This is a genomic window from Helicobacter sp. 12S02634-8, from assembly GCF_002272865.1.
Lineage (GTDB): Bacteria > Campylobacterota > Campylobacteria > Campylobacterales > Helicobacteraceae > Helicobacter_J.
On sequence record NZ_MLAP01000005.1, the window covers coordinates 86503 to 106733 of the forward strand.

The window sequence follows — 20231 nt, forward strand, 5'->3', positions numbered from 1 at the left end:
ACTTATGGCAACGCAAAACTACAAATGGTTCCAAGCCCCCAAAAGCCCTGAAAGCCCCCAAGGGAAGTTTTTAAAGACAACAAAAACGATTTTTGGACTCGATTTATTCAAGGGCTTAGGACTCACACTCAAAGAATTTTTTAGCCCAAAAGTCACGGTGCAATACCCCCTAGAAGAGCTCCCCTTAAGCCCTAGGTATCGTGCTGTGCATAATCTGCAAAGACTCTTAGAATCAGGCGAAGAGCGCTGCATTGGCTGTGGGCTGTGCGAAAAAATATGCACGAGCAATTGTATCCGTATCATCACACACAAAGGCGAAGATGGCAGAAAAAAAATTGATGACTACACGATCAATTTAGGGCGCTGTATCTATTGTGGGCTGTGTGCAGAGGTCTGCCCTGAGCTAGCTATTGTGATGGGAGATCGGTTTGAAAACGCTAGCGAACAAAGGGCACACTTTGGGTGCAAAGAAGACTTTTTGAAAGACACACAAGAAGCCCAAAACCATACCCAACAAGAATTTCAAGGCTTTGGCTCTGTGAGCTTGGACGCAGATACAAAGATCAAAAAAACCCCTTTGGATTATTAGGAGGCATTTATGTTTGCTGTGGTAGCTTTTTATTTGTTTGCAGCATTGAGTTTGGCAATGTTTCTTGTGGTAGTCACGACTAAAAATGTCCTATACGCACTCACAGCACTTGCGTGTGGCATGATTTTTATATCAGCTTTTTTCTTTCTACTAGGAGCAGACTTCATGGGGGTCGTTCAGATTGCTGTGTATGCAGGGGCTGTGGTCGTGATGTATGCTTTTGGTATGATGTTTTTTGATAGCACTCAAGATGTGCTCGAACGCAAGCACTCCAATAAAATTTTATGCTTACTAGTTTTTGGTATTGCTATTATCTTGACTCTTATTTTTGGTGCGCCTTTTATCTCAGAGTATTGGGGCAATCTAGCTGTTGAGCCATCTTTGGCTTTCAATGATAAAATGAGTAATATCGAAATGATGGGCTATGTGCTTTTTACCAAATATCTGATCCCTTTTGAAGTCGCTGCTGTCATGCTTTTAGCTGCGATGATAGGTGGGGTGGCTATGGGTATCAGAAAAGTCTGCTACCCCTCTGAAGAGAAGCAAACAAAGGAGGAATTATGATTGGTTTGGGGCATTATTTGACACTTTCTGGACTGATGTTTTGTATCGGTCTAGCAGGGGTTTTAAGACGCAAAAATATTTTAATGCTGTTTTTTTCTACCGAAATCATGCTCAATGCACTCAACATTGGCTTGATTGCTATTGGCAATTTTATGGGCAATATGAACGGACAGATTTTTGCTCTTTTTGTCATTGCGATTGCTGCGAGCGAAGTGGCGATTGGCTTGGGGCTTGTCATTATGTGGTTTAAGAAATACAAAACCCTTGATATCGATAATCTCAGCACTATGAAAGGCTAAGATATGTATTTTTTATCTGATTCTCATTATATTCTTCTGATGTGTTTGGTGCTATTTTCTCCCTTATTTGGGGCTATCTATGCAGGTTTTTGGGGGAGCAAGGCAAAAGCAGGGCATATAGGCGTCTTCAATTCCTTGCTTTTACTCATATCTTTTGGCGCTGGAGTGATTTTATTCATCGCTGCAACCCATGGCGTGCGTCTTGAGCTGACTTTGATGGACTGGCTAGTTTTAGGGGATTTCAATAGCCATTTTTCCTTTATGCTTGATAGTGTATCAGCGACAATGATTTTGGTGGTGAGTCTTGTGTCTTTGCTCGTGCATGTCTATTCGATCGGCTATATGGAAAATGACTCTGGCTACAATCGCTATTTTAGCTATCTCTCAGGCTTTGTATTTTCAATGCTGCTTTTGGTGATGAGTGATAATTTTTTGGGATTATTTATCGGCTGGGAGGGCGTGGGGCTGTGCTCTTATTTGCTGATTGGCTTTTGGTATCACAAAAATAGCGCTAACAACGCCTCTATCGAAGCTTTTATCATCAATCGAATCGCTGATTTGGGTATGCTGCTAGGGATTATCATGATTTATTGGGTATTTGGCACGCTCAAATACACAGAAGTCTTTGAAATGCTGCAAAATATGCAAATACCACAATATGATTTATATATCATCGGGATTTTGCTTTTCATCGGGGCAATGGGTAAATCAGCGCAATTCCCCTTGCACACTTGGCTTGCTAATGCGATGGAGGGTCCCACGCCTGTATCAGCACTTATCCATGCAGCAACAATGGTAACTGCAGGAGTATATCTTGTCATCAGGGCTAATCCTCTTTATAGTATCTTGCCTGACTTGGGCTATTTTATCGCTTGTCTTGGGGCTTTTGTGGCTGTGTTTGGTGCGAGTATGGCGCTTGTTCATTGCGATCTCAAAAGGATCATTGCCTACTCTACGCTCTCTCAGTTGGGCTATATGTTTGTCGCAGCAGGCATTGGGGCTTATTGGGTAGCGCTTTTCCATCTTTTTACCCACGCATTTTTTAAGTCGCTCTTATTTTTGGGTGCAGGAAATATCATGCACGCAATGGAAGACAAACTCGATATCACCAAAATGGGCGCACTCAAAACACCCCTTAAAGTCACTTGCGTGATGATGATTATCGCTTCAGCAGCTCTTTGTGGTATCTATCCTTTTGCGGGATTTTTCTCAAAAGACAAGATTTTAGAGGTAGCTTTTGGCGGGGGGCATTACATCTTATGGCTATTGCTACTCATTGGTGCGGGTATGACAGCTTTTTATAGCTTCAGACTCATTGTGCTTGTATTTTTCACCCCTAAAATCCATACCATAGCCCACCCCCACGAAGCAAGACCTTTAATGCTCTATGCAATGGCACCTCTAGCGCTTTTAGCTATCATCGCTGGATTTTTTGAAGAAAATTTCGCCCATTTCATCACACAAAGCATTGTTTCAATCCAAAGCTTTCACGCCCCTGTGGGTATCTTGATTGCTATCACAACCATCATCACACTCATCAGCATCATCTATGCAATTTTTAAATATAAAAATGGCTTCAAAGCCAAACAATCAGGCTTCTTGCATAGACTTTTATCCAACCAATACTATATCCCTGAGCTCTACAAAAAAGTCTTGATTACCCCTTATGGCTATTTGTGTGAATTTTTATGGAAAAAGGTAGAAATCAAAATTATCGATGCGAGCGTCGATAGCATTGGTAAGCTACTCATCTGGCTCAGCAAACTGCTCCAATTTATCCAAAATGGTAACCTCACAAGCTCCTTGCGCTTGATGAGCTTTGGTATTTTTGTGATGCTCGTGTTTGCAATCATTGGATTCTGGAGGTAATTATGGAATATCTACTCAGTATCGTTATTTTTTTTCCAGCATTGGCCTCTGTGTTTGTATTCATTATGGATAACAATGTTGCTAAACCCTATGGTATCACGATTGGTCTTATCGAGCTCATCTTAGTAGCGGCCTTATGGATGGGCTTTGATTATTCTAATGCGGGCATGCAGTTTGAGAATACTTTTGCGCTGATTCCTGATTATGGGATCAACTATCATGTAGGCATTGATGGTATCTCGCTTTTTTTATTGGTCTTAAATGCCTTCATCATTTTCTTAGCCACTATTTATTTGAACCAGCCCAATGACAAAAACTACCTTGTTGTCTGCTTACTGCTTTTAGAGAGTATTTTGATGGGAGTGTTTGCGTCATTAAATGTGGTGCTGTTTTATATTTTCTGGGAGATTTCATTGATCCCGATTCTTTATATGATCGGAGCGTGGGGGACGGGTGAGAAAATCTATGCAGCATTGAAATTTTTCTTATATACCTTTTTTGCCTCGCTGATTATGTTTATTGGGATTTTGTATTTTGGCTATCTTTATTTCATCACTATGGGCTCATGGAGTTTTGATATTTTAGATTGGTATCATCTTGCCCTCCCATTTAATATCCAACTATGGCTATTTTTAGCGTTTTTTATCAGTATCGCAGTCAAAATCCCCATTTTTCCCTTCCATACTTGGCTCCCCCACGCCTATGGAGATGCGCCCACGCTAGGGTCTGTTGTCTTGGCTTCTGTGTTGTTGAAAATGGGAACTTATGCATTGGTGCGATTTTCGCTCCCACTTTTCCCTGACGCAAGCTATGCGCTTGTAGTCCCTATAGCGATTTTAGCGCTGTTTATGATTATCTATGGAGGTATGCTCGCTTTTGCCCAGACAGATATGAAACAAGTGGTCGCTTATAGCTCTATCTCACACATGGGAGTGGCTGTCATTGGAATCTTTGCGCTCAATTTAGAGGGCATTGGTGGCTCGGTGTTTGCGATGGTGGGGCATGGAATCGTGAGTGGCGCGCTGTTCATGCTTGTTGGTATGATTTATCATAGAAGAAAAACAAGGCAAATTGCAGAATTTGGCGGGCTCGCACAAGTCATGCCTAATTTTGCTGCTGTCTTTGCTATCGTGATGATGGCAAATGTGGGCTTGCCCTTGACCGTGGGCTTTGTGGGCGAATTTTTTAGCTTACTAGGATTTTTCAAAGCCCACCCACTCATCACACTCATCGCTGGGACAAGTATCATCATCTCAGCGATTTATATGCTCAATCTTTACAAAAAAGTCTTTTTAGGCAAAGCGCCAAATGCCAAAAACCTCCTACTCAACGATTTATGTGCAAGAGAGATAAGTGTAATGCTCCCTTTTGTCTTTGTCATTATCTTTTTAGGTATCTATCCCAAGCCCCTCTTGACCCCGATCCAAAACAGCACCCAACAACTCCTAGAAACCATGCACAACCGAGCCATCAAAAAAGAAACTAAAATCTATCTAAAAAATCCACCGCCCCCGCTTGAGGTGATACCACACACAAGCCAATCCCCCAAACCAATCAAAGAGGTATGATATGCTAGAAAATTTCTATATCCCTTTTGCTGACTTGAAGCTCCATACTATTTTGCCTATGTTTATCGTTATTTTTGGAGCTATCTGTATTCTCAGTGCTAATGCCTTCACGCTCAAGTTTTCGCGCAGTCTTAATGTCGCATTGTGTATGCTTTTTATTGTCATTGATTTGGCATTTGTCTTAGGACTTAGCGGCTTTGATCTGGGCTTTTTTGGTATCCTTAGGCTCGATGGTATCTCTATTTTAACCCAAATCATCATCTTGATTGCCAGCTTGTTTTTTATCTTTTTAGCAATCTCAAAGGAGCGATACGCCGAGTTTCAGACGCCTGAATTCTACCCACTCTATCTATTCATGACAGCAGGCTTTCAGTTCATGGTTTCAAGCGATAATCTGATTTTTATCTTGCTAGGGCTTGAAATCGCCTCGCTTTCTTTGTGCGTGCTCATCGCTTTTAATGACGAAAACACGGGCATAGAAGCAGCGATTAAATATTTTGTGATGGGTGTTTTAGCAAGTGCGTTTTATGTGATGGGGGCAATGCTTTTATATTTAGCTACAGGGAGTGTAGAAATCCATAATATCGCTGCGGCCATCTATCAAAATAACTTTGAACCTATCTTGGTGCTGATTGCTGGATTGATTTTTATGATTGGGGCGATTGGCTTTAAAGTTTCTTTAGTGCCTTTCCATACTTGGATGCCTGATGTCTATGAGGGCAGCAACCCTGTGCTAGCAGGATATATTTCTATTATTCCTAAAATAGCTGGTTTTGCCATTGCCATTAGGATTTTTGATATCTTTATCAAATCTGATATCCCTTGGATAGAAAACTTGCTTTATGCCCTAGTTGTCATCACCATCACTCTCCCTAATATCATGGCCTTCATGCAAGAAGACATCAAGCGCATGCTCTCTTTTAGCTCGATTTCCCACTCAGGCTTTGCGCTCGCTTGTATCTTCATCAACACCACCCAAAGTCAAAACGCAATGTTTGTCTATTGGTTTATGTTTTTATTCACCAATGTAGGCTCCTTTGCTATTCTTTGGCTGTGTAAAAACAAACAAAAGCTCTGGCACTCCCATTATGACCACCCTTATTCAAAGTTTCAAGGGCTTGTGAGGGTCTATCCATTGATGGCAATTTTGCTAGCAATTTTTATGTTTAGCCTTGCGGGCATACCTCCTTTTGCAGTATTTTGGGGCAAAATGCTCGCTGTGAGTGCAGCAATCAATGCAGGTTATATCTACCTCGCACTCATCATGATGCTCAATAGCGCGATTGCTGCTTATTATTATCTCAAATTGATTGTGTTTATGTTTCTCAAAGACCCCCTCATCAAGCAAGAAAATGCAGAGGTCTATATGGAAAATGCCACCTATTCTATCAAAGGCGTGATTGCCATCGCAGCGACTATTTGCTGTCTTTCCATTTTTGTGGTTCAGTTTTTGCTTGATATCACCTCAAAATACATTATCAATAACGTTTATTGATATTTTTGGAGCTGTGATTGAATACTTCCAAAATATTTTTGTTTGTTTTGTTGATCTCAAATCTTGCATATGCCTTTGAGATCACCATCAATTATGGCAAAGAAAATTCAAAAAACTTCTCCGTTCTCAATCTCAAACACTCCAAGCCCTTTTTGTGTCAGATAAGGTCCATGACTGCTGAAAAACCCATGGTCGAATGCGTGATCGATGCAATCCCTGCTGAGGGTTTCACCCCAACAAAAACAATATTTTTTGATTTCTACTATCAAATGATAGACCAAAAATTCCATCTCTACATCAAGCCCAAAAAAAATCTCAAACTCTACCCAATCCCCCATGATCTCAAACCCCCCATACCCCTGATACAAGACCGACCACAATACGCGCAAGCGTGGCAAATTATCGGCTATGAAGACCAGATTCCATTTCTCTCCCACCAGCAAAGCAAAGGGCTCAATTTCCCCATACTCATAGAAGACGCCCAAACTCCCTATATCCCCGAGCTTGATATCAACAACAAACCCCTGCACTACGCCAAGGGAGCAGACTTTGAAGCATACATGAAAATCAAAGCCTTAATCAAAAACAAATCCTACTTTGAAGCCATCAATGCCATCAATGAAACGCTCAGGCACTATCCTGACACATTGTTTAAAAAAGACCTTTATTTCTACCAAATCATTGCACTCTCTAACATCGACCCCAAAGAACAAGACGCCACAATCGAGCTTGCCACCCATTGGATCAAGCAATACCCCGATGATCCTGCAATCCCCCAAGTCCTCTACCTCTTAGCCAAGGCTTATGCAGGGATTTTTTATTATTCTGAATCCCAGCACTACTACAAACGCATTATCGCTGAATACCCACAAGACCGATACGCCCCCCTTGCAAAAATGCAATTAGCGATTGAATTTTCAGGGAGTGGGGATATTGGTTTGGCTGCGATTTTGTTTCAAGAAGCTTACGCACAAGCCAAAGACCTCCCCAGTGCTAGCGAAATCGCGCTTGCTTGGGCTGAATTTGAAGTCAAAAAGCAAAATAATGCCAACGCAATTGAGTTAATAAACAAAGTCCTCAAGGTCTATCCCCAATTCTTTGCCCTTGACCCAAAAAGAACCGATGAAGCCATCAACTTTTTTAGCAAGCACCATCTACTCAAAAGTGCTGCTGCTATCGCACAAAGCCTGCTTGATCACACAAAAGAACCACAAGTCCAAGAACAAATAGGCTATGTGTTGGGCGATTTGTATGCCAAAGCAGGTGAATTTGACAAAGCCCATCAAGCCAACCTCAACTACATCGCCACCCAACCCCCCATGCATAAAGAAAAAGAGGTCAAAAGCCGTGATGATGCGATTTTGTTTGATCTCTCTGGGAGCGATACAGAAAAGCTCAAGCGCTATGATTATATTATTCAAAAATACCCCCGCACCCAAGAAGCCCTCAAAGCCCAGACCCTCAAAGCTGAGCTCTTACTCACAAACAAGCAATACACACAAGTCCTCCAGATGAGAGATTCCCTCCCGCAAAACTCCCCCTCTGTGCAAAAAGCCCTCAATGCCCTCATCAAAGAACATTTGAAAAACAATGACTGCAAAAATGCTAATATCTATCTGGTGCAAACCACACAATACGACCTCACCACAGAAGAAAGACTCAAGGCATTTGACTGCCTCTATAGTGCTTCTTTGAATAAAAACGCACAAATCATCGCTACGCATATGGCCAAAGAAGCCAAGACCCCTGAGCAAAAACTGCCTTGGCTCTATCGTGATGGTAAAAATTTCTACCAACTAGGCGATTATAAAACCTCCTTGCTCGCAGCCCAAGATGCCTTTTCCCTTGCTATTGCTAGCAAAAAGCCTGCTTATTATGACATTGGATTTATTGTATTTGCCGATCTTGCCTATCTCAAAAACAAACAAGAAGCACTCAAAATCTCTGCAAAACTCCAAGAGCTCCTCCCCAATGACCCAAAGATGATTAAAGTATATGCAACCCTCCTTGAGTGGGAAACTCAAGCCAAAAATGACACCACAATCCAAATCTATGCTAAAAACATCATCGCACTGCAAGAACGCTACCAACTCAATACCTATACCCCCTATGCTGAATTTGAACTCATCAACGCACTCATACGCACCCACAATCCCCAAGAAGCACTCACCCAAACCAACGCTTTATTGCATAAAAACCTTACAGATGAGCAAAAACAAAAAGCTCTCTACACCAAAGCCTCGATACAAAATCTCCAAAACAACCCACAAGAAGCACAAAAATCTTTTGAACAATGCCTCAATATCCAAGCAGAGGGCCCGTGGAAAAACCTCTGCACACAAGGGCTAGAGCTACTCAAACAATAACACAAGGGAGCAAATTATGATTGATTTTAGTATTTTTAGAGAATATGATATTCGCGGTATTTATGGGCAAAACCTCACGCAAGATATTGTATTTGGTATCGGGGTAGCGCTCGGAGAAATCATCAAAGCAAGCAGCCCCATAGACAACAATCAAAACGATTCTATGCATATCGTCATCGGCTATGATGCCCGCACGCACTCTCCCACGCTCTATCAATGGCTCAAAGAGGGGCTAGGGAAAAGTGGAGTCAAGGTCTATCATATCGGTATGGTCCCCACACCTGTAGCATATTTTGCTACCCATGTGCCAATTGATGGAATCTGTGCTTATCATTCTGTGATGATTACAGGCTCGCACAATCCCCCGCAATACAATGGCTTCAAAATCACCCTCAATCGCAAGCCTTTTTATGGCGCGAGTATCCAAGCGCTCGGAGCAAAACTTGCGCAAACGCCCATCTCTTTTACGCCCTCCCACACTCAAGACACATCTATCAATGCACTCAAAGTCTATCACGAATACTTGACCACACATTTTGCAAAACTCAAAAATTTCCCCTACCCTATCGCACTCGATTATGGAAACGGCGTGGGTGCACTCGGTTTAGAAGCCATCTTAGATAAGCTAGCTATCCCCCACCACTCGCTATTTCATGAGCCCAATGGTCACTTCCCCAACCACCACCCAGACCCCAGCGAAGAAGCCAATCTCACTGACCTCAAAAACTATATGGAACAGCACAATATCCCCATAGGACTAGCCTTTGATGGTGATGCTGATAGGATCGCGCTCCTCACTTCCAAACATAGCTATAAAGGCGATGAGCTAGCGATTCTCTTTGCTAAAAATCTCGCACAAAATGGCACCCCACCTCTAGTGATTGGCGAAGTGAAATGCTCGCAAGCAATGTATGAATATATCAACAAAATTGGCAAAAGCATTATGTATAAAACTGGCCATAGCAATCTCAAGGTCAAGCTCAAAGAAACAGGGGCGCACTTGGCTGCTGAAATGAGCGGGCATATGTTTTTCAATGATCGATATTTTGGCTATGATGATGCGATATATGCGGGATTGCGAGCTTTGGAGCTATTTTTAGAAGAAACACCTCAGGCCATTGAAGCTGCGATTGCAAACTTGCCTGTGTTTTATTCCACACCAGAGGAGAAAATCCCCACTTCTGAAGAAGATAAATTCACCATAATCCAAAGACTCCACACGCTCTTACAAACCCCGCCCGCAGACTTCCCTGCTATCTCTGAAATCATCAGCATTGATGGCGTGCGCGTTGTATTCAAAGATGGCTGGGGCTTGGTGAGGGCTAGCAATACAACGCCTGTTTTGGTGACTCGATTTGAAGCCAAAGACCCAAAAAACGCACAACTTTATAAAACCAAACTCCTAGAATTGATAGAGCATATCAAATCTGAGCTATAAATCGCCCCAAAGCTCCCTTTATCTCGCTAGCATTTTTAAAGAGTCCTTGAGTGCTCTTGCCTTTATTATGCGCTCAGCCCTTAAATAGGGGGCTATCATTTTCCCATACGCTATTTCGTGCCATTATTCCTATACCACTATTCCCGTGCCATCATTCCCACTCGATAGTCCCTGGTGGTTTAGAGGTGATATCATACACCACGCGATTGATACCACTGACTTCATTGATAATGCGTGAAGAGATACTTTCTAGTAGCGTATGTGGGAGATGTGCAAAGCTCGCAGTCATACCATCTACAGCGATAACTGCACGCACACAAATCGTGTTATCATATGTGCGATTATCTCCCATCACGCCAACGGATTTGACATTTAAAAGCACACAAAAAGCCTGCCATACCCGATCATAATAGCCACTTTTATGCAGTTCATCAAGAAATATCCCATCAGCCTTTCTGAGTAATTCCAAATCCTCTCTCCCCACAGCCCCCATAATCCGAATCGCAAGCCCTGGTCCAGGAAATGGGTGGCGCATGAGCATGGACTCAGGCATACCTAGCTCCCTACCAAGGCTACGCACTTCATCTTTAAAAAGCTCTCTGAGTGGCTCAATGAGCTCAAAACGCATCCACTCAGGAAGCCCGCCTACATTGTGATGGGATTTGATTGTTTTAGAAGGTCCCTTCACGCTCACAGACTCGATCACATCAGGATAAAGCGTGCCTTGTGCTAAAAACTTGATATCGCCATTGTTGTGGTGCTTTTTGGCTTCGCTCTCAAAAACTTCGATAAAAGTTTCACCAATAATTTTACGCTTTTTCTCAGGGTCTTTAATGCCATCAAGACGGCTCAAAAACAGCTCACTAGCATCCACTACAATCAAAGACATACCAAGATTTTTTTGAAACATCTCCTCGACCATCTCGCGTTCTTTAGCCCTCAAAAGCCCGTGATCGACAAAAATAGGGATAAGATTTTCTCCAATCGCACGATGTAATAAAAGCGCGACAACCGAAGAATCCACACCCCCACTCACACCACAAAGAACCTTAGCACCTTGGATCTTTTGGCGCAAGTGAGTGATTTCGTTTTGAGCAAAATGGCGCATGTTCCAATCTGAAGACGCGCCACAAATTTTAATGGCAAAGTTTTCTAATATCTTGCCTCCATATTCACTTTGCACGACCTCTGGGTGGAACTGCAAGGCATATATCTGCTGATGGGGGTGCGCGATGGCACAATAATGCGTGTTCCCGCTCCGAGCTAGCTCCACAAACCCCTCTGGAATCGTGCTCACTTGATCAGAATGGCTCATCCAAACAACACTCAAATCCCCCACTCCCTCAAAAATCTCACAAGCTTGCTTGCCCCCATCTTGCGCTGTTTTATCCTCTGATAAAACAAGCTCTAAAGTCGCTTTACCAAATTCTTGGGCTAAGGCTGGGATCACACTCCCACCAAAAGTATCTGCGATATACTGCATGCCATAGCAGATACCTAGCACAGGGATATTGAGAGCAAAAATCCCCCCATCAGGTCTTGGCGCTCCCTCTTCATAAACACTCGCAGGCCCACCACTTAAAATAATGCCCTTAGGGGCTTTGTGTTTGATAGAAGCTAATGGCTCAAAATACGGCACAATCTCAGTATAAACACCATACTCACGCAATCGCCGTGCAATCAATTGCGTATATTGACTCCCAAAATCTAATACCAAAATTTCAACCCTATCCATAAAAAACCTTTTATTTTATTTTTGACAATCGTTCATGCAATCATAACAAAATTTTTAGCCATTGCTTTGAATCCTCTACCACACATATCTCCACCCCCCTCTAGCTACGCACAATTTCTACCACGCCCCCCCTACCACACACACCCTATATCACGCCCCTATCATCGCACGCGCCTTGCCTTAAAATAACAGCTTGGGGTTTGATTCCCTTTGTATCCAACAGACCCCTTTAAACAAATAATATTTTAATTATCATCATAATAAGAATCATAATTGTATCCTATAGATTGATTGGCTATAATGCCCCATATTCCAATGTCGCAAGGAGAAAGCCAATGCATTTCAAGACCCCTAATCTCTCTCAAGCCCTACTGCATATGAGTCTGATAATCGGAAGTTTAGAGGGTGTAGAGATCCAAAGGAATCGTGCCTCCGCAGATGAAACCCCCCACGCCCAAAACCCCACTTATCAAGTCATTGATGTGAGTAAAACAGGTCTAAACCACCTCACTCTCTCCACACAAGAGAGCTTTAAAATCAACGCCAAAGGGAATATTTTATACGCCACAGAACCTGACACAAAAATGTTCCCTAATGATAATGACACAAACTCCATCAAAGAATTTACCTTTAAAATCCCTAAAATCTACTTCCAAGAGCTCGATACAGAAGCTCTTAAAAAGACTATTCTCCCATTTTTAAATCTTAATTCCAAATCCACACTACCCACGCCCACCATCAAAGACCCCCTCAAGGGCTTTAGTGGGGAGTGCCAAAACTCTACGTGTGTCTTTAGCAACGATACGCAAGGAAAAAAGCTAGAAAAAGAATCGCTCACTGCCTTTGGGCAAGGCAAAGACAGCTATGGTATCAATATTACGGCCGATCTTGTGCCACCTGCACCTTTTACATATGCCTATAAAACCATAAATACCCTCACATTTACAAGTATCGGTGGAGAAGAGTCCTATAGCTTGGGCGCAAGAAATCAGGGCATTGTCAATACCAATCGCTTGATAGCCATAGGCGGGAAAGGCGAATTTGCCACAGGCTTTCTCAACGAATACCACACCAATGCAAGCAATCTCATCGCCATTGGAGGGCAAGATAAGGGAGTGGGTTTTAGAAATCAATCCTTGCTTAAAGCCAATATCATCACAGCAGTGGGTGGGGGTAAGGAATTTTCTTATGGACTCCATAATCTTAGAACGATAGAAAGCAATGTCCTTCTTGCCCTTGGAGGCGATACTCTCAATGGAGCAGGTGTGTATAATCAAGGCAATCTCAAAACAGATTTTCTGATTCTTTTAAAGATTCAAAACAAACAAATAGCCCTCATCAATGAAAGATCGGGCAAAATCCAAACAAAGGTGCTTTATATCGTTGGCAATGGGGGCTATGAGCCATTGCGTAACTCTGAGGGGGCGACACTACAAGCGCAAGATATTTACTTGCGTGGTATCCACGCACTTTGGAACGCTGGGACAATCAGTGCGCGTAATCTTTTTATCACTGATATTTCTAGCACCAATGGAGGTATCACACTTGATAGCACACAGCCCTCTTCTCTTGTATTTTCCATCGATAAATGGCAAGATACAAAGCCCTATCTCCAAATCAATTATGCGAGCTTGACTCTCAATCAAGACACTTCTTTGCAAATACATTTTTCTGATAAAAGCACGCTTGCTAGCAATCTTGCTTATGACAAAATCTACCGACTCATCGCCATAAATGGCAATGGGAGTATCATAGACAATCGGACAGATAAGACTATCCATACTTCTGGACTCACACAAAAGCCCAAAACCAAAGTCACCCAAAAAGAGATTTTGTTTGTATTCACACAAGATCCCAACAAAGACCCCTTCCCAACAAACAACAAAACCAAGCACACAGCCAGCCCAAATACCTCGCTCCAAGAAAAAGAAAATGGAAGAGAAGACTTCAAAGCACAAATAGGCGCCCTCTCTCCAAATGCCCTAAAAATCATCACTTCTCTCCAAGAGAGCCATCGTTCAGGGGGGAATTTCCAACAAGTAGCGCTCAATGAGGGATTGCAAAACTTTCAATCCAACCCCGCATTATTGCAAACTCTTATCCAAGAAACAGACAAAACATTGGAGCAAAAATCCACCCCTGTGGGGATATTTTCTCAAAAAACTATCGATTATCTCAACCACCAAGTCACAGACAGAATCCAAACGCTTAGTTTTGAAAACAAAATCTCAAGCGCAGCCTTCAGGCAATGGATACGCAAATATGCGATGGCAAGCAATGATGATAGAGCAATCATTATCCCCCCAACAAAAGACAACAACGCATATTGGGCGCATATCGGTGGGGCGTATTATCAAAACTCTTCAGCCTCCCCCCTGCCCTCAAGCACCACCTCTATCAACATCAGCACAGGCTATGACAGGACACTTGACATCAATGAAAACGCCGATATACTTATTGGCACACTCTTTAACTATGCCAAAAATTTCTACCATCAAAACAATCAAAAAGAAAACTTTGATGTCTATGCACTCGGGAGCTATACCCATCTTGATACCAAAAACCACGAACTCCAATGGACTCTCTCAATCGCACAGCTTTTAGGCAGCGGGAAAATCCACAATCCCACCATCGGTATCCTAGAAGAGCACTATGACAACCAAAACACAGCTCTCAACTCCCAAATACTCTATAAATACAAAATCAAGCTAGGCAAATCCCATACAATCAAACCACTGATTTTAGGGAATTACAGCTTTTTATACACACCAAGTGTTGGCTCACAAACTTTCTTTTTTGACAAATCTTATGACCATATTTTTGCCTTAGGGGCAGGGGGTGAGTGGCAATTAGATTTTGCAAGTAGCAAGCATAGTTTTGAATTTTTAGGGCGCTATCATATCCAAGACATCACACAAAGCAGATCGATTGCCTTTAGAGGTTCTCAAACCTTCATCAACTATGACCTCAACCCCTCACGCACTTGGTTTAGGCTCGGCTATAGCACTAAAGTCCGACTCACTACAGCTTTAAGCTTGAATCTATCTGTGATGGGCGATGTGAGTATAGCAGCTGATTTTTTAGGGACAGGGAACTTGGGACTGCGTTATATCTGGTAGAATCAATCCAAAATAAGAAATCATCAAAATAAAAAGATAAAAGAGAGAGAAAATAAAAGGGAAAAAAAGGGAAAGCAAGAGTGATGGGGCAAGCCCCTCCCCATCACAGATTTTTATTCATCATCAGTAGCATAGCCATCAGTGGCGTGAGCTTTGAGATATTGGAGGATTGTATCAGCTTCTGCATCTGTAGGCATCGCAAAAGCTCTCATTGTCGTAAATAGCCCGTCCCACTCAGTCATCGTGTGCTCTTTAGGAGCGTGCGCAGCGTGGCACATCGAGCAAGTGTCATAATACAGAAACTCTGCGTCTGCCCAAGCCTCGGCTTGGTTTTTGTTGAGCTCTTTTTTAGGGAGGGCTACTTCAAGAGTATCTGAGCTGACTCCATCATTTTTGAGCGTGATAAAAGGGAGTTCAAGATTTTTAGTGCCATAAAGGGTTTTTTTATCCCCTGTTTTGAGATAGCCCTTGACTTTGATGATGATCTTCCCATCTACCTCACCGACCTCTTCACCTGGTGTGCCTCTAGCGATTGTGCCGACAATCGTTTTCCCATCTTTGGCATACGCATTGGTATTATCCATCACATACAGAGTCTGTGCATACAAAGAATATGACAATATCATAAGAGTTAAAGCAAATTTTTTCATCATTACGCTCCTATAATTTCAGGGACTGAAACTGATTTATATGGTTTGATAGCCTCATCTTTACCAAGCTTTTTGATAGCGACTAAGGCTGTATTGACTGAAGTGGCCTGTGCCATTTGGCTCGTAGGGCGCGAAGAGGTCAAGACATTAACGTGCCCAGCGTTGCATCGGGGTTTTTTAGATTTCAGATCTTCAGGATCATACCACGCCCCCTCTTGGATAGCCACAACACCTTGTCGGATATTATCTGTCACAAATGCCCCTGCAAGCAAGCGCCCCCTAGCATTGAATACCTCGACAATCTCTCCGTGCTTGATACCTAGATTTTGTGCATCTTGGGTATTGATCATCACAGGCTCACGGCCTTGTATTTTATAGACATCGCGCACCCAAGTATTATCAAGCTGAGAATGCACGCGATATCTGGGGTGTGGGGAGAGCAGATGGAAGGGATAATGTTTAGCTTCTTTGCCCCCTAGCCACTCAGCAGGCTCAAACCAAGTTGGATACCCCTTGAAATCAGGGAGATTATACGCAGCAAATTTTTCAGAATAAATCTGAATTTTTCCACTCTCAGTAGCAAGCTTATTAGCGATAGGATCAGCTCTGAACTCACTATGGCGCACATATTTTCTCGCATCTTCAGGAATATCAAATTCTACATAGCCATCTTTCCAGAATTGATCAAACTCTTTAAACGCAGGGCCATCACTTTTTTCATAAAAGCCCTTGATCCATTCCATATAGGTTTTGCCCCCTGTGTAGCGCTTTTCGACCTTTTCTCCTCCGAGCCTAGAGGCTAGAAGTCTGAAAATCTCAAAATCATCTTTGGATTCATACACAGGCTCAATCACCTTTTTCATCGCATAAATGACATTTCTAGAATAAGTCCCCCCTGAGGTGATATCATCTCTCTCTAGCGTGCAAGTAGAGGGGAAAACAATATCGGCCATCTTCGCCAAAGGCGTCCACCAAGGCTCGTGTATCACGACAGTATCCACGCTCCTCAAGGCTTCAATCAGTTCATTGGTATTGGGATGGTGTCCCAACAAAGACGCCCCACACACATAAACCATATCGATTTTGGGGAATTTGATCTTTTTGCCTTTGAAATTAATCTCTTTGCCCGGATTGAGTATGGCCTCTGAAATCCTAGAAGCAGGAATTGATCCCTCGACGCGATTTCTGCCTTGAGAGAGCCCAGGGGTAGTGCGATAGCCCGAATACGCTTGCCCGCCACCACCATAATGCATCGAAAAGCCAAATCCCCCGCCAGGGAGTCCGATCTGACCGATCATACTTGCAAGAGCAATCAACGCCCAATCAGCCTGCTCGCCGTGCTGCGCTCTTTGCATTGCCCAATTGCCCGCTAAAAAGGTGCGTGTAGAAACAAACAAATCAGCCAATTCTTTGATTTTAGAAGCGGGTATTTCAGTGATTTTTGCTGCCCACTCAGGCGTTTTAGGCGTTTTGTCCTCTGCTTGACCGAGCAAATAAGGCAAAAACTTATCAAAGCCATCTGTGTATGTCCCGATAAATTTTTTATCATATTTGCCAGAAGTATATAGATATTGCATCATCGCAAGCATGAGTGCCACATCTGTGTTGGGTCGGATTTTTATCCATTCTGCGCCAAACATCTGAGCAGTTTCGGTATAAATCGGATCGATGGATATGAATTTAATCCCTGCTTGTTTGTATTTAGGATAGTAGTCATCATTGACATGATTGGGGACAACATAATCAATGCGATTGCATTTAAACAAATCTGTCCCCCACATCACATAAACCTTGCAATGTGCAATCATCTCTTCGTGCGCAGTCTGCAGAGAATACACCTCCATATCCCCCATAATCGTTGGATTGACTCGCCCAGCAGCTCCATTGCTATACTCGCCATCTGTCCCCACAGCTCCCCCTAAAGTTGTGTTGAAAAACCGACCTGCTACGATATTAGAATTATGCAATCTGCCTACATGCCCCCAACCACCATAGCTACCATTATAGATATTCTCTCTGGGGATTTCTTTGAGTTTTTGAGCGACTAAATCCAATGCCTTATCCCAGCTCACACGCACAAACTCTTCTTTGCCTCGCATATTCTTGTGGTTTTTTTTCCCCTCTAGGTAGCTCTTTCGCACGCAAGGGTATTTGACTCGCGTGTCTGAATACACCCTATCAATCATTGCTTTGATCATAATCGATGGATTTGCGTCCGTTTTTTGAGGGATAATGTCTTTGATGATACCATCTTCGACCTTGGCAACAAAAGGGCCAAAGTGAGTCGCATGGGGGATCATCTGAGTTTTTTTAAACACTCCGACAGCACCCAAGGGAGAAGATGATAAGACGCTCAAAGACGCCAAACCTGCTGTTCCTTTTAACATATTTCGTCTTGAAATAGCCATAGAATCTCCTTGAATTGTTTTTTCAGTCAAGCGACTCATTTTATCTATAATTTGATTCAAGAAAAATTAAGAATGGTTATATAAAAAAATATAGAATCCCATTAAGAAAAAAATTTATTATTTTAAGAGCTGTGTGTGGAAAAATTAGTCTGTATTTTGTTGAAAAATCATCTTCCCTAGCGGCAAATCCAAAAACTTTGCGACAACTTGGCATTTGATTTTAAAAAGTAAAAAGATTCTTGAGTCCTTGATGGATTCTAAGCACTCAAAATTACCCATGCCTTTAGCCAAAATCACATCAGCACGATCAAAGGCACTTTGGGCTAAAGGATTAGCTAGCTCATAGATAAAACCAGGGCTAGGCACACCACTATCTAAAACCTCACAAAGTTCAAATATCCTATTTGCTGCGTGTATAGAGAGGTCTTTTAAGGTGATGTCATTGATAATCGGTGCGCCACGGACAAAATACACAATCTTTAATTCAGGATAGAGGGCTTTGAGTGTTTCTATCAGTAACTCATCAAAGAGATTTTCCCCCGCATTATCCCCGATATATACCAAACTTTTTGCACTCTCTATGCAAGCAGCAAAGCTCTCTAGATCAAAACGGGCAAAATCAAGGCAATCCATATCAAAAGCATACTGATGGATATCAAAATGCGTCGCACTGCCATAATCGATGACATTTCCGAGTGCTGCGGCCTTGAGCGCCCATACTAGTCTTGAAAGAGGCGTAGGGAAATGGGGGAGATTTTGGCGCATTTGGTCTGTGATCTGCCTTGCTTTTTGGATACAAGCTGCCTTGATAGACTGATAAATATCGGGGTTTTGGGTGAGTGAAGCAATGGTGCTATAGACATCGATAGCGACTCTTGGAGGGGGTGCTAGCACTCCAGAAGCCCTAGAAAGCAAAACATCGACTGCCTGCGTGGTCGCTTGTATCACAGATTGAGTTTCTGGAGCTTCTGGAGCTTCTGGAGTTTTTAGAGCTCCCTGAGTTTCTTGAGTGAGCTTGAGGGCTTGGCAGGCTTGGGCTTGAAGACACTCAAGACATTCTTTGTGTATATGCATATGATCTGCTCCCTTAAATGCGAGTGCCTTTGGTGTATGTGGGTCGGCGTATGGGTTGGTGTATGGGTTGGTTTTTGTGGGCTTGGCTCACTCTTGATTGTGCCTATTCCCGCTGAGTCCAGATACTTTGCCCCACATCAAGCGATATTTGCGCTTCATGAATTCAATCTCTTCGCGCGCATACTGGAGCTCACTCCGCATTGTTTCAATGAGTTTTTTGTCATCTTCATAGACTTCTTGCATGGATATCAAGGCATCTTTGAGAAAAACATTTTCATTTTTAAAAGCACTGATTGTTTCATCTTTAGCTGCAATCACCTTATCGTGGAGTCCTAGAATTGTATTGATTGTTTTTTCTACAAACATCGGATCGAGTGCGTTCCCGCTCATATCAGCAGACACAAGATTATTCTCAACGCGCTTAATGATCGCATCAGCCCCACTGCTTGCATCAACAAAAAGCTCTCCATTTTGTGCCCGACCCTTGATGGCACCCTCTTCTATTAGCTTTAAAATCTTTTTTTCTTCCATACCCGAGAGTTTGACAAACTCCTCAAGGCTTAGCCAAGTCACATTAGAAGATGTTTTGCCCTGCACGATCCCACCTTTTTTAATTATTCTGCATGCCCGCTATCAAAAATCATGAATTGGAATCTTTGTGCGATCATTTCTGCGCGTTTGAGTATCTGCATTTTTGGCTCTGGCTCAAAAAGTGTTTCCAAGCTTTCATTAAAAAGCTCCAACCATCGCCCGAAAAACTCTCGCGGAAAAGGCGGCAGATCCAAATGCGCTTTCATCGGCTGACCCTTATAATCCCCCTCGCCCAAAAGCATTCCATACCAAAAATTCGCTATCTTGATTTTGTGTGCCTTCCATTCTTCCTCGCCCGTCCCCACTCGCTGATTAAACAACGCACCTAAGCCACTTTTATCAGTTCTAATTTTCCCATAAAAAATATCCATAAGCTTATCGATGGATTCAGTATTGATTTGTTTATATTTCATCTTTTTCCTTTTTTAAATATTAAGCCATATATTGAAATATGGCTTAATATTTA

The 20231-nt window shown here is 42.6% G+C and carries 14 protein-coding genes and 1 pseudogene; 9 read left to right on the top strand and 6 right to left on the bottom strand.

From position 1 onward, the window contains the following. Nucleotides 1-4 precede the first annotated feature (4 nt). From nuoI to BKH46_RS04500, 8 genes and pseudogenes are all read left to right on the top strand, one after another. A pseudogene (nuoI, locus tag BKH46_RS04465) lies at nt 5-586 on the top strand (NADH-quinone oxidoreductase subunit NuoI); the annotation flags it as partial. 12 nt (nt 587-598) lie between these two features. After that, nucleotides 599-1153 (top strand): NADH-quinone oxidoreductase subunit J, encoded by a 555-nt coding sequence (locus BKH46_RS04470; RefSeq protein WP_095225639.1) that lies wholly within the window; start codon nt 599-601, stop codon nt 1151-1153. Then, nucleotides 1150-1452, top strand: a complete 303-nt coding sequence (gene nuoK, locus BKH46_RS04475; protein ID WP_095225640.1) for an NADH-quinone oxidoreductase subunit NuoK — start codon at nt 1150-1152, stop codon at nt 1450-1452. The genes BKH46_RS04470 and nuoK overlap by 4 nt, the downstream gene beginning before the upstream one ends. A gap of 3 nt (nt 1453-1455) precedes the next feature. Continuing rightward, the gene (gene nuoL / locus BKH46_RS04480) at nt 1456-3321 is read left to right on the top strand and encodes an NADH-quinone oxidoreductase subunit L (protein WP_095225641.1); all 1866 of its coding nucleotides are present in this window, start codon (nt 1456-1458) and stop codon (nt 3319-3321) included. Nucleotides 3322-3323: 2 nt separating this feature from the next. Beyond that, nucleotides 3324-4889: an NADH-quinone oxidoreductase subunit M gene (locus BKH46_RS04485; protein WP_095225642.1), complete on the top strand. Its 1566-nt coding sequence runs from the start codon at nt 3324-3326 to the stop codon at nt 4887-4889. A 1-nt stretch (nt 4890) separates the two neighbouring features. Next, entirely contained in the window at nt 4891-6384 is a 1494-nt protein-coding gene (gene nuoN, locus BKH46_RS04490) for an NADH-quinone oxidoreductase subunit NuoN (protein ID WP_095225643.1), read from the top strand. Between the two features lie 17 nt (nt 6385-6401). Beyond that, nucleotides 6402-8750 (top strand): flagellar protein, encoded by a 2349-nt coding sequence (locus BKH46_RS04495; RefSeq protein ID WP_095225644.1) that lies wholly within the window; start codon nt 6402-6404, stop codon nt 8748-8750. A gap of 16 nt (nt 8751-8766) precedes the next feature. Further along, nucleotides 8767-10188 (top strand): phosphomannomutase/phosphoglucomutase, encoded by a 1422-nt coding sequence (locus BKH46_RS04500; RefSeq protein WP_172402560.1) that lies wholly within the window; start codon nt 8767-8769, stop codon nt 10186-10188. Between the two features lie 151 nt (nt 10189-10339). Here BKH46_RS04500 and guaA read toward each other — a convergent pair whose 3' ends face one another. After that, complete coding sequence (guaA, locus tag BKH46_RS04505; RefSeq protein WP_095225646.1) at nt 10340-11923, bottom strand: glutamine-hydrolyzing GMP synthase; 1584 nt, start codon at nt 11921-11923, stop codon at nt 10340-10342. Between the two features lie 335 nt (nt 11924-12258). On the opposite strand from guaA, the gene BKH46_RS04510 reads away from it, so the two are divergent. After that, nucleotides 12259-15042, top strand: a complete 2784-nt coding sequence (locus tag BKH46_RS04510; protein WP_095225647.1) for an autotransporter domain-containing protein — start codon at nt 12259-12261, stop codon at nt 15040-15042. 113 nt (nt 15043-15155) lie between these two features. On the opposite strand, the gene BKH46_RS04515 is transcribed toward BKH46_RS04510, so the two are convergent. From BKH46_RS04515 to BKH46_RS04535, 5 genes are all read right to left on the bottom strand, one after another. Beyond that, the gene (locus tag BKH46_RS04515) at nt 15156-15692 is read right to left on the bottom strand and encodes a hypothetical protein (protein WP_095225689.1); all 537 of its coding nucleotides are present in this window, start codon (nt 15690-15692) and stop codon (nt 15156-15158) included. Between the two features lie 2 nt (nt 15693-15694). After that, nucleotides 15695-18100: a molybdopterin guanine dinucleotide-containing S/N-oxide reductase gene (locus tag BKH46_RS04520; RefSeq protein WP_095225648.1), complete on the bottom strand. Its 2406-nt coding sequence runs from the start codon at nt 18098-18100 to the stop codon at nt 15695-15697. A 144-nt stretch (nt 18101-18244) separates the two neighbouring features. Beyond that, nucleotides 18245-19174, bottom strand: a complete 930-nt coding sequence (locus tag BKH46_RS04525; protein ID WP_095225649.1) for an ARMT1-like domain-containing protein — start codon at nt 19172-19174, stop codon at nt 18245-18247. An 87-nt stretch (nt 19175-19261) separates the two neighbouring features. Further along, nucleotides 19262-19771 carry a DUF3972 domain-containing protein gene (locus BKH46_RS04530; RefSeq protein ID WP_275542176.1) on the bottom strand — a complete coding sequence of 170 codons (510 nt, stop codon included), beginning with the start codon at nt 19769-19771 and terminating at the stop codon, nt 19262-19264. A gap of 17 nt (nt 19772-19788) precedes the next feature. Further along, complete coding sequence (locus BKH46_RS04535; RefSeq protein ID WP_095225650.1) at nt 19789-20178, bottom strand: group III truncated hemoglobin; 390 nt, start codon at nt 20176-20178, stop codon at nt 19789-19791. Nucleotides 20179-20231 lie beyond the last annotated feature (53 nt).

Coding starts and splice junctions, on each gene's coding strand:
- BKH46_RS04470 (WP_095225639.1), top strand. CDS start 599: ATGTTTGCTGTGGTAGCTTTTTATTTGTTTGCAGCATTGAGTTTGGCA.
- nuoK (WP_095225640.1), top strand. CDS start 1,150: ATGATTGGTTTGGGGCATTATTTGACACTTTCTGGACTGATGTTTTGT.
- nuoL (WP_095225641.1), top strand. CDS start 1,456: ATGTATTTTTTATCTGATTCTCATTATATTCTTCTGATGTGTTTGGTG.
- BKH46_RS04485 (WP_095225642.1), top strand. CDS start 3,324: ATGGAATATCTACTCAGTATCGTTATTTTTTTTCCAGCATTGGCCTCT.
- nuoN (WP_095225643.1), top strand. CDS start 4,891: ATGCTAGAAAATTTCTATATCCCTTTTGCTGACTTGAAGCTCCATACT.
- BKH46_RS04500 (WP_172402560.1), top strand. CDS start 8,767: ATGATTGATTTTAGTATTTTTAGAGAATATGATATTCGCGGTATTTAT.
- guaA (WP_095225646.1), bottom strand. CDS start 11,923: ATGGATAGGGTTGAAATTTTGGTATTAGATTTTGGGAGTCAATATACG.
- BKH46_RS04510 (WP_095225647.1), top strand. CDS start 12,259: ATGCATTTCAAGACCCCTAATCTCTCTCAAGCCCTACTGCATATGAGT.
- BKH46_RS04515 (WP_095225689.1), bottom strand. CDS start 15,692: ATGAAAAAATTTGCTTTAACTCTTATGATATTGTCATATTCTTTGTAT.
- BKH46_RS04520 (WP_095225648.1), bottom strand. CDS start 18,100: ATGGCTATTTCAAGACGAAATATGTTAAAAGGAACAGCAGGTTTGGCG.
- BKH46_RS04525 (WP_095225649.1), bottom strand. CDS start 19,174: ATGCATATACACAAAGAATGTCTTGAGTGTCTTCAAGCCCAAGCCTGC.
- BKH46_RS04535 (WP_095225650.1), bottom strand. CDS start 20,178: ATGAAATATAAACAAATCAATACTGAATCCATCGATAAGCTTATGGAT.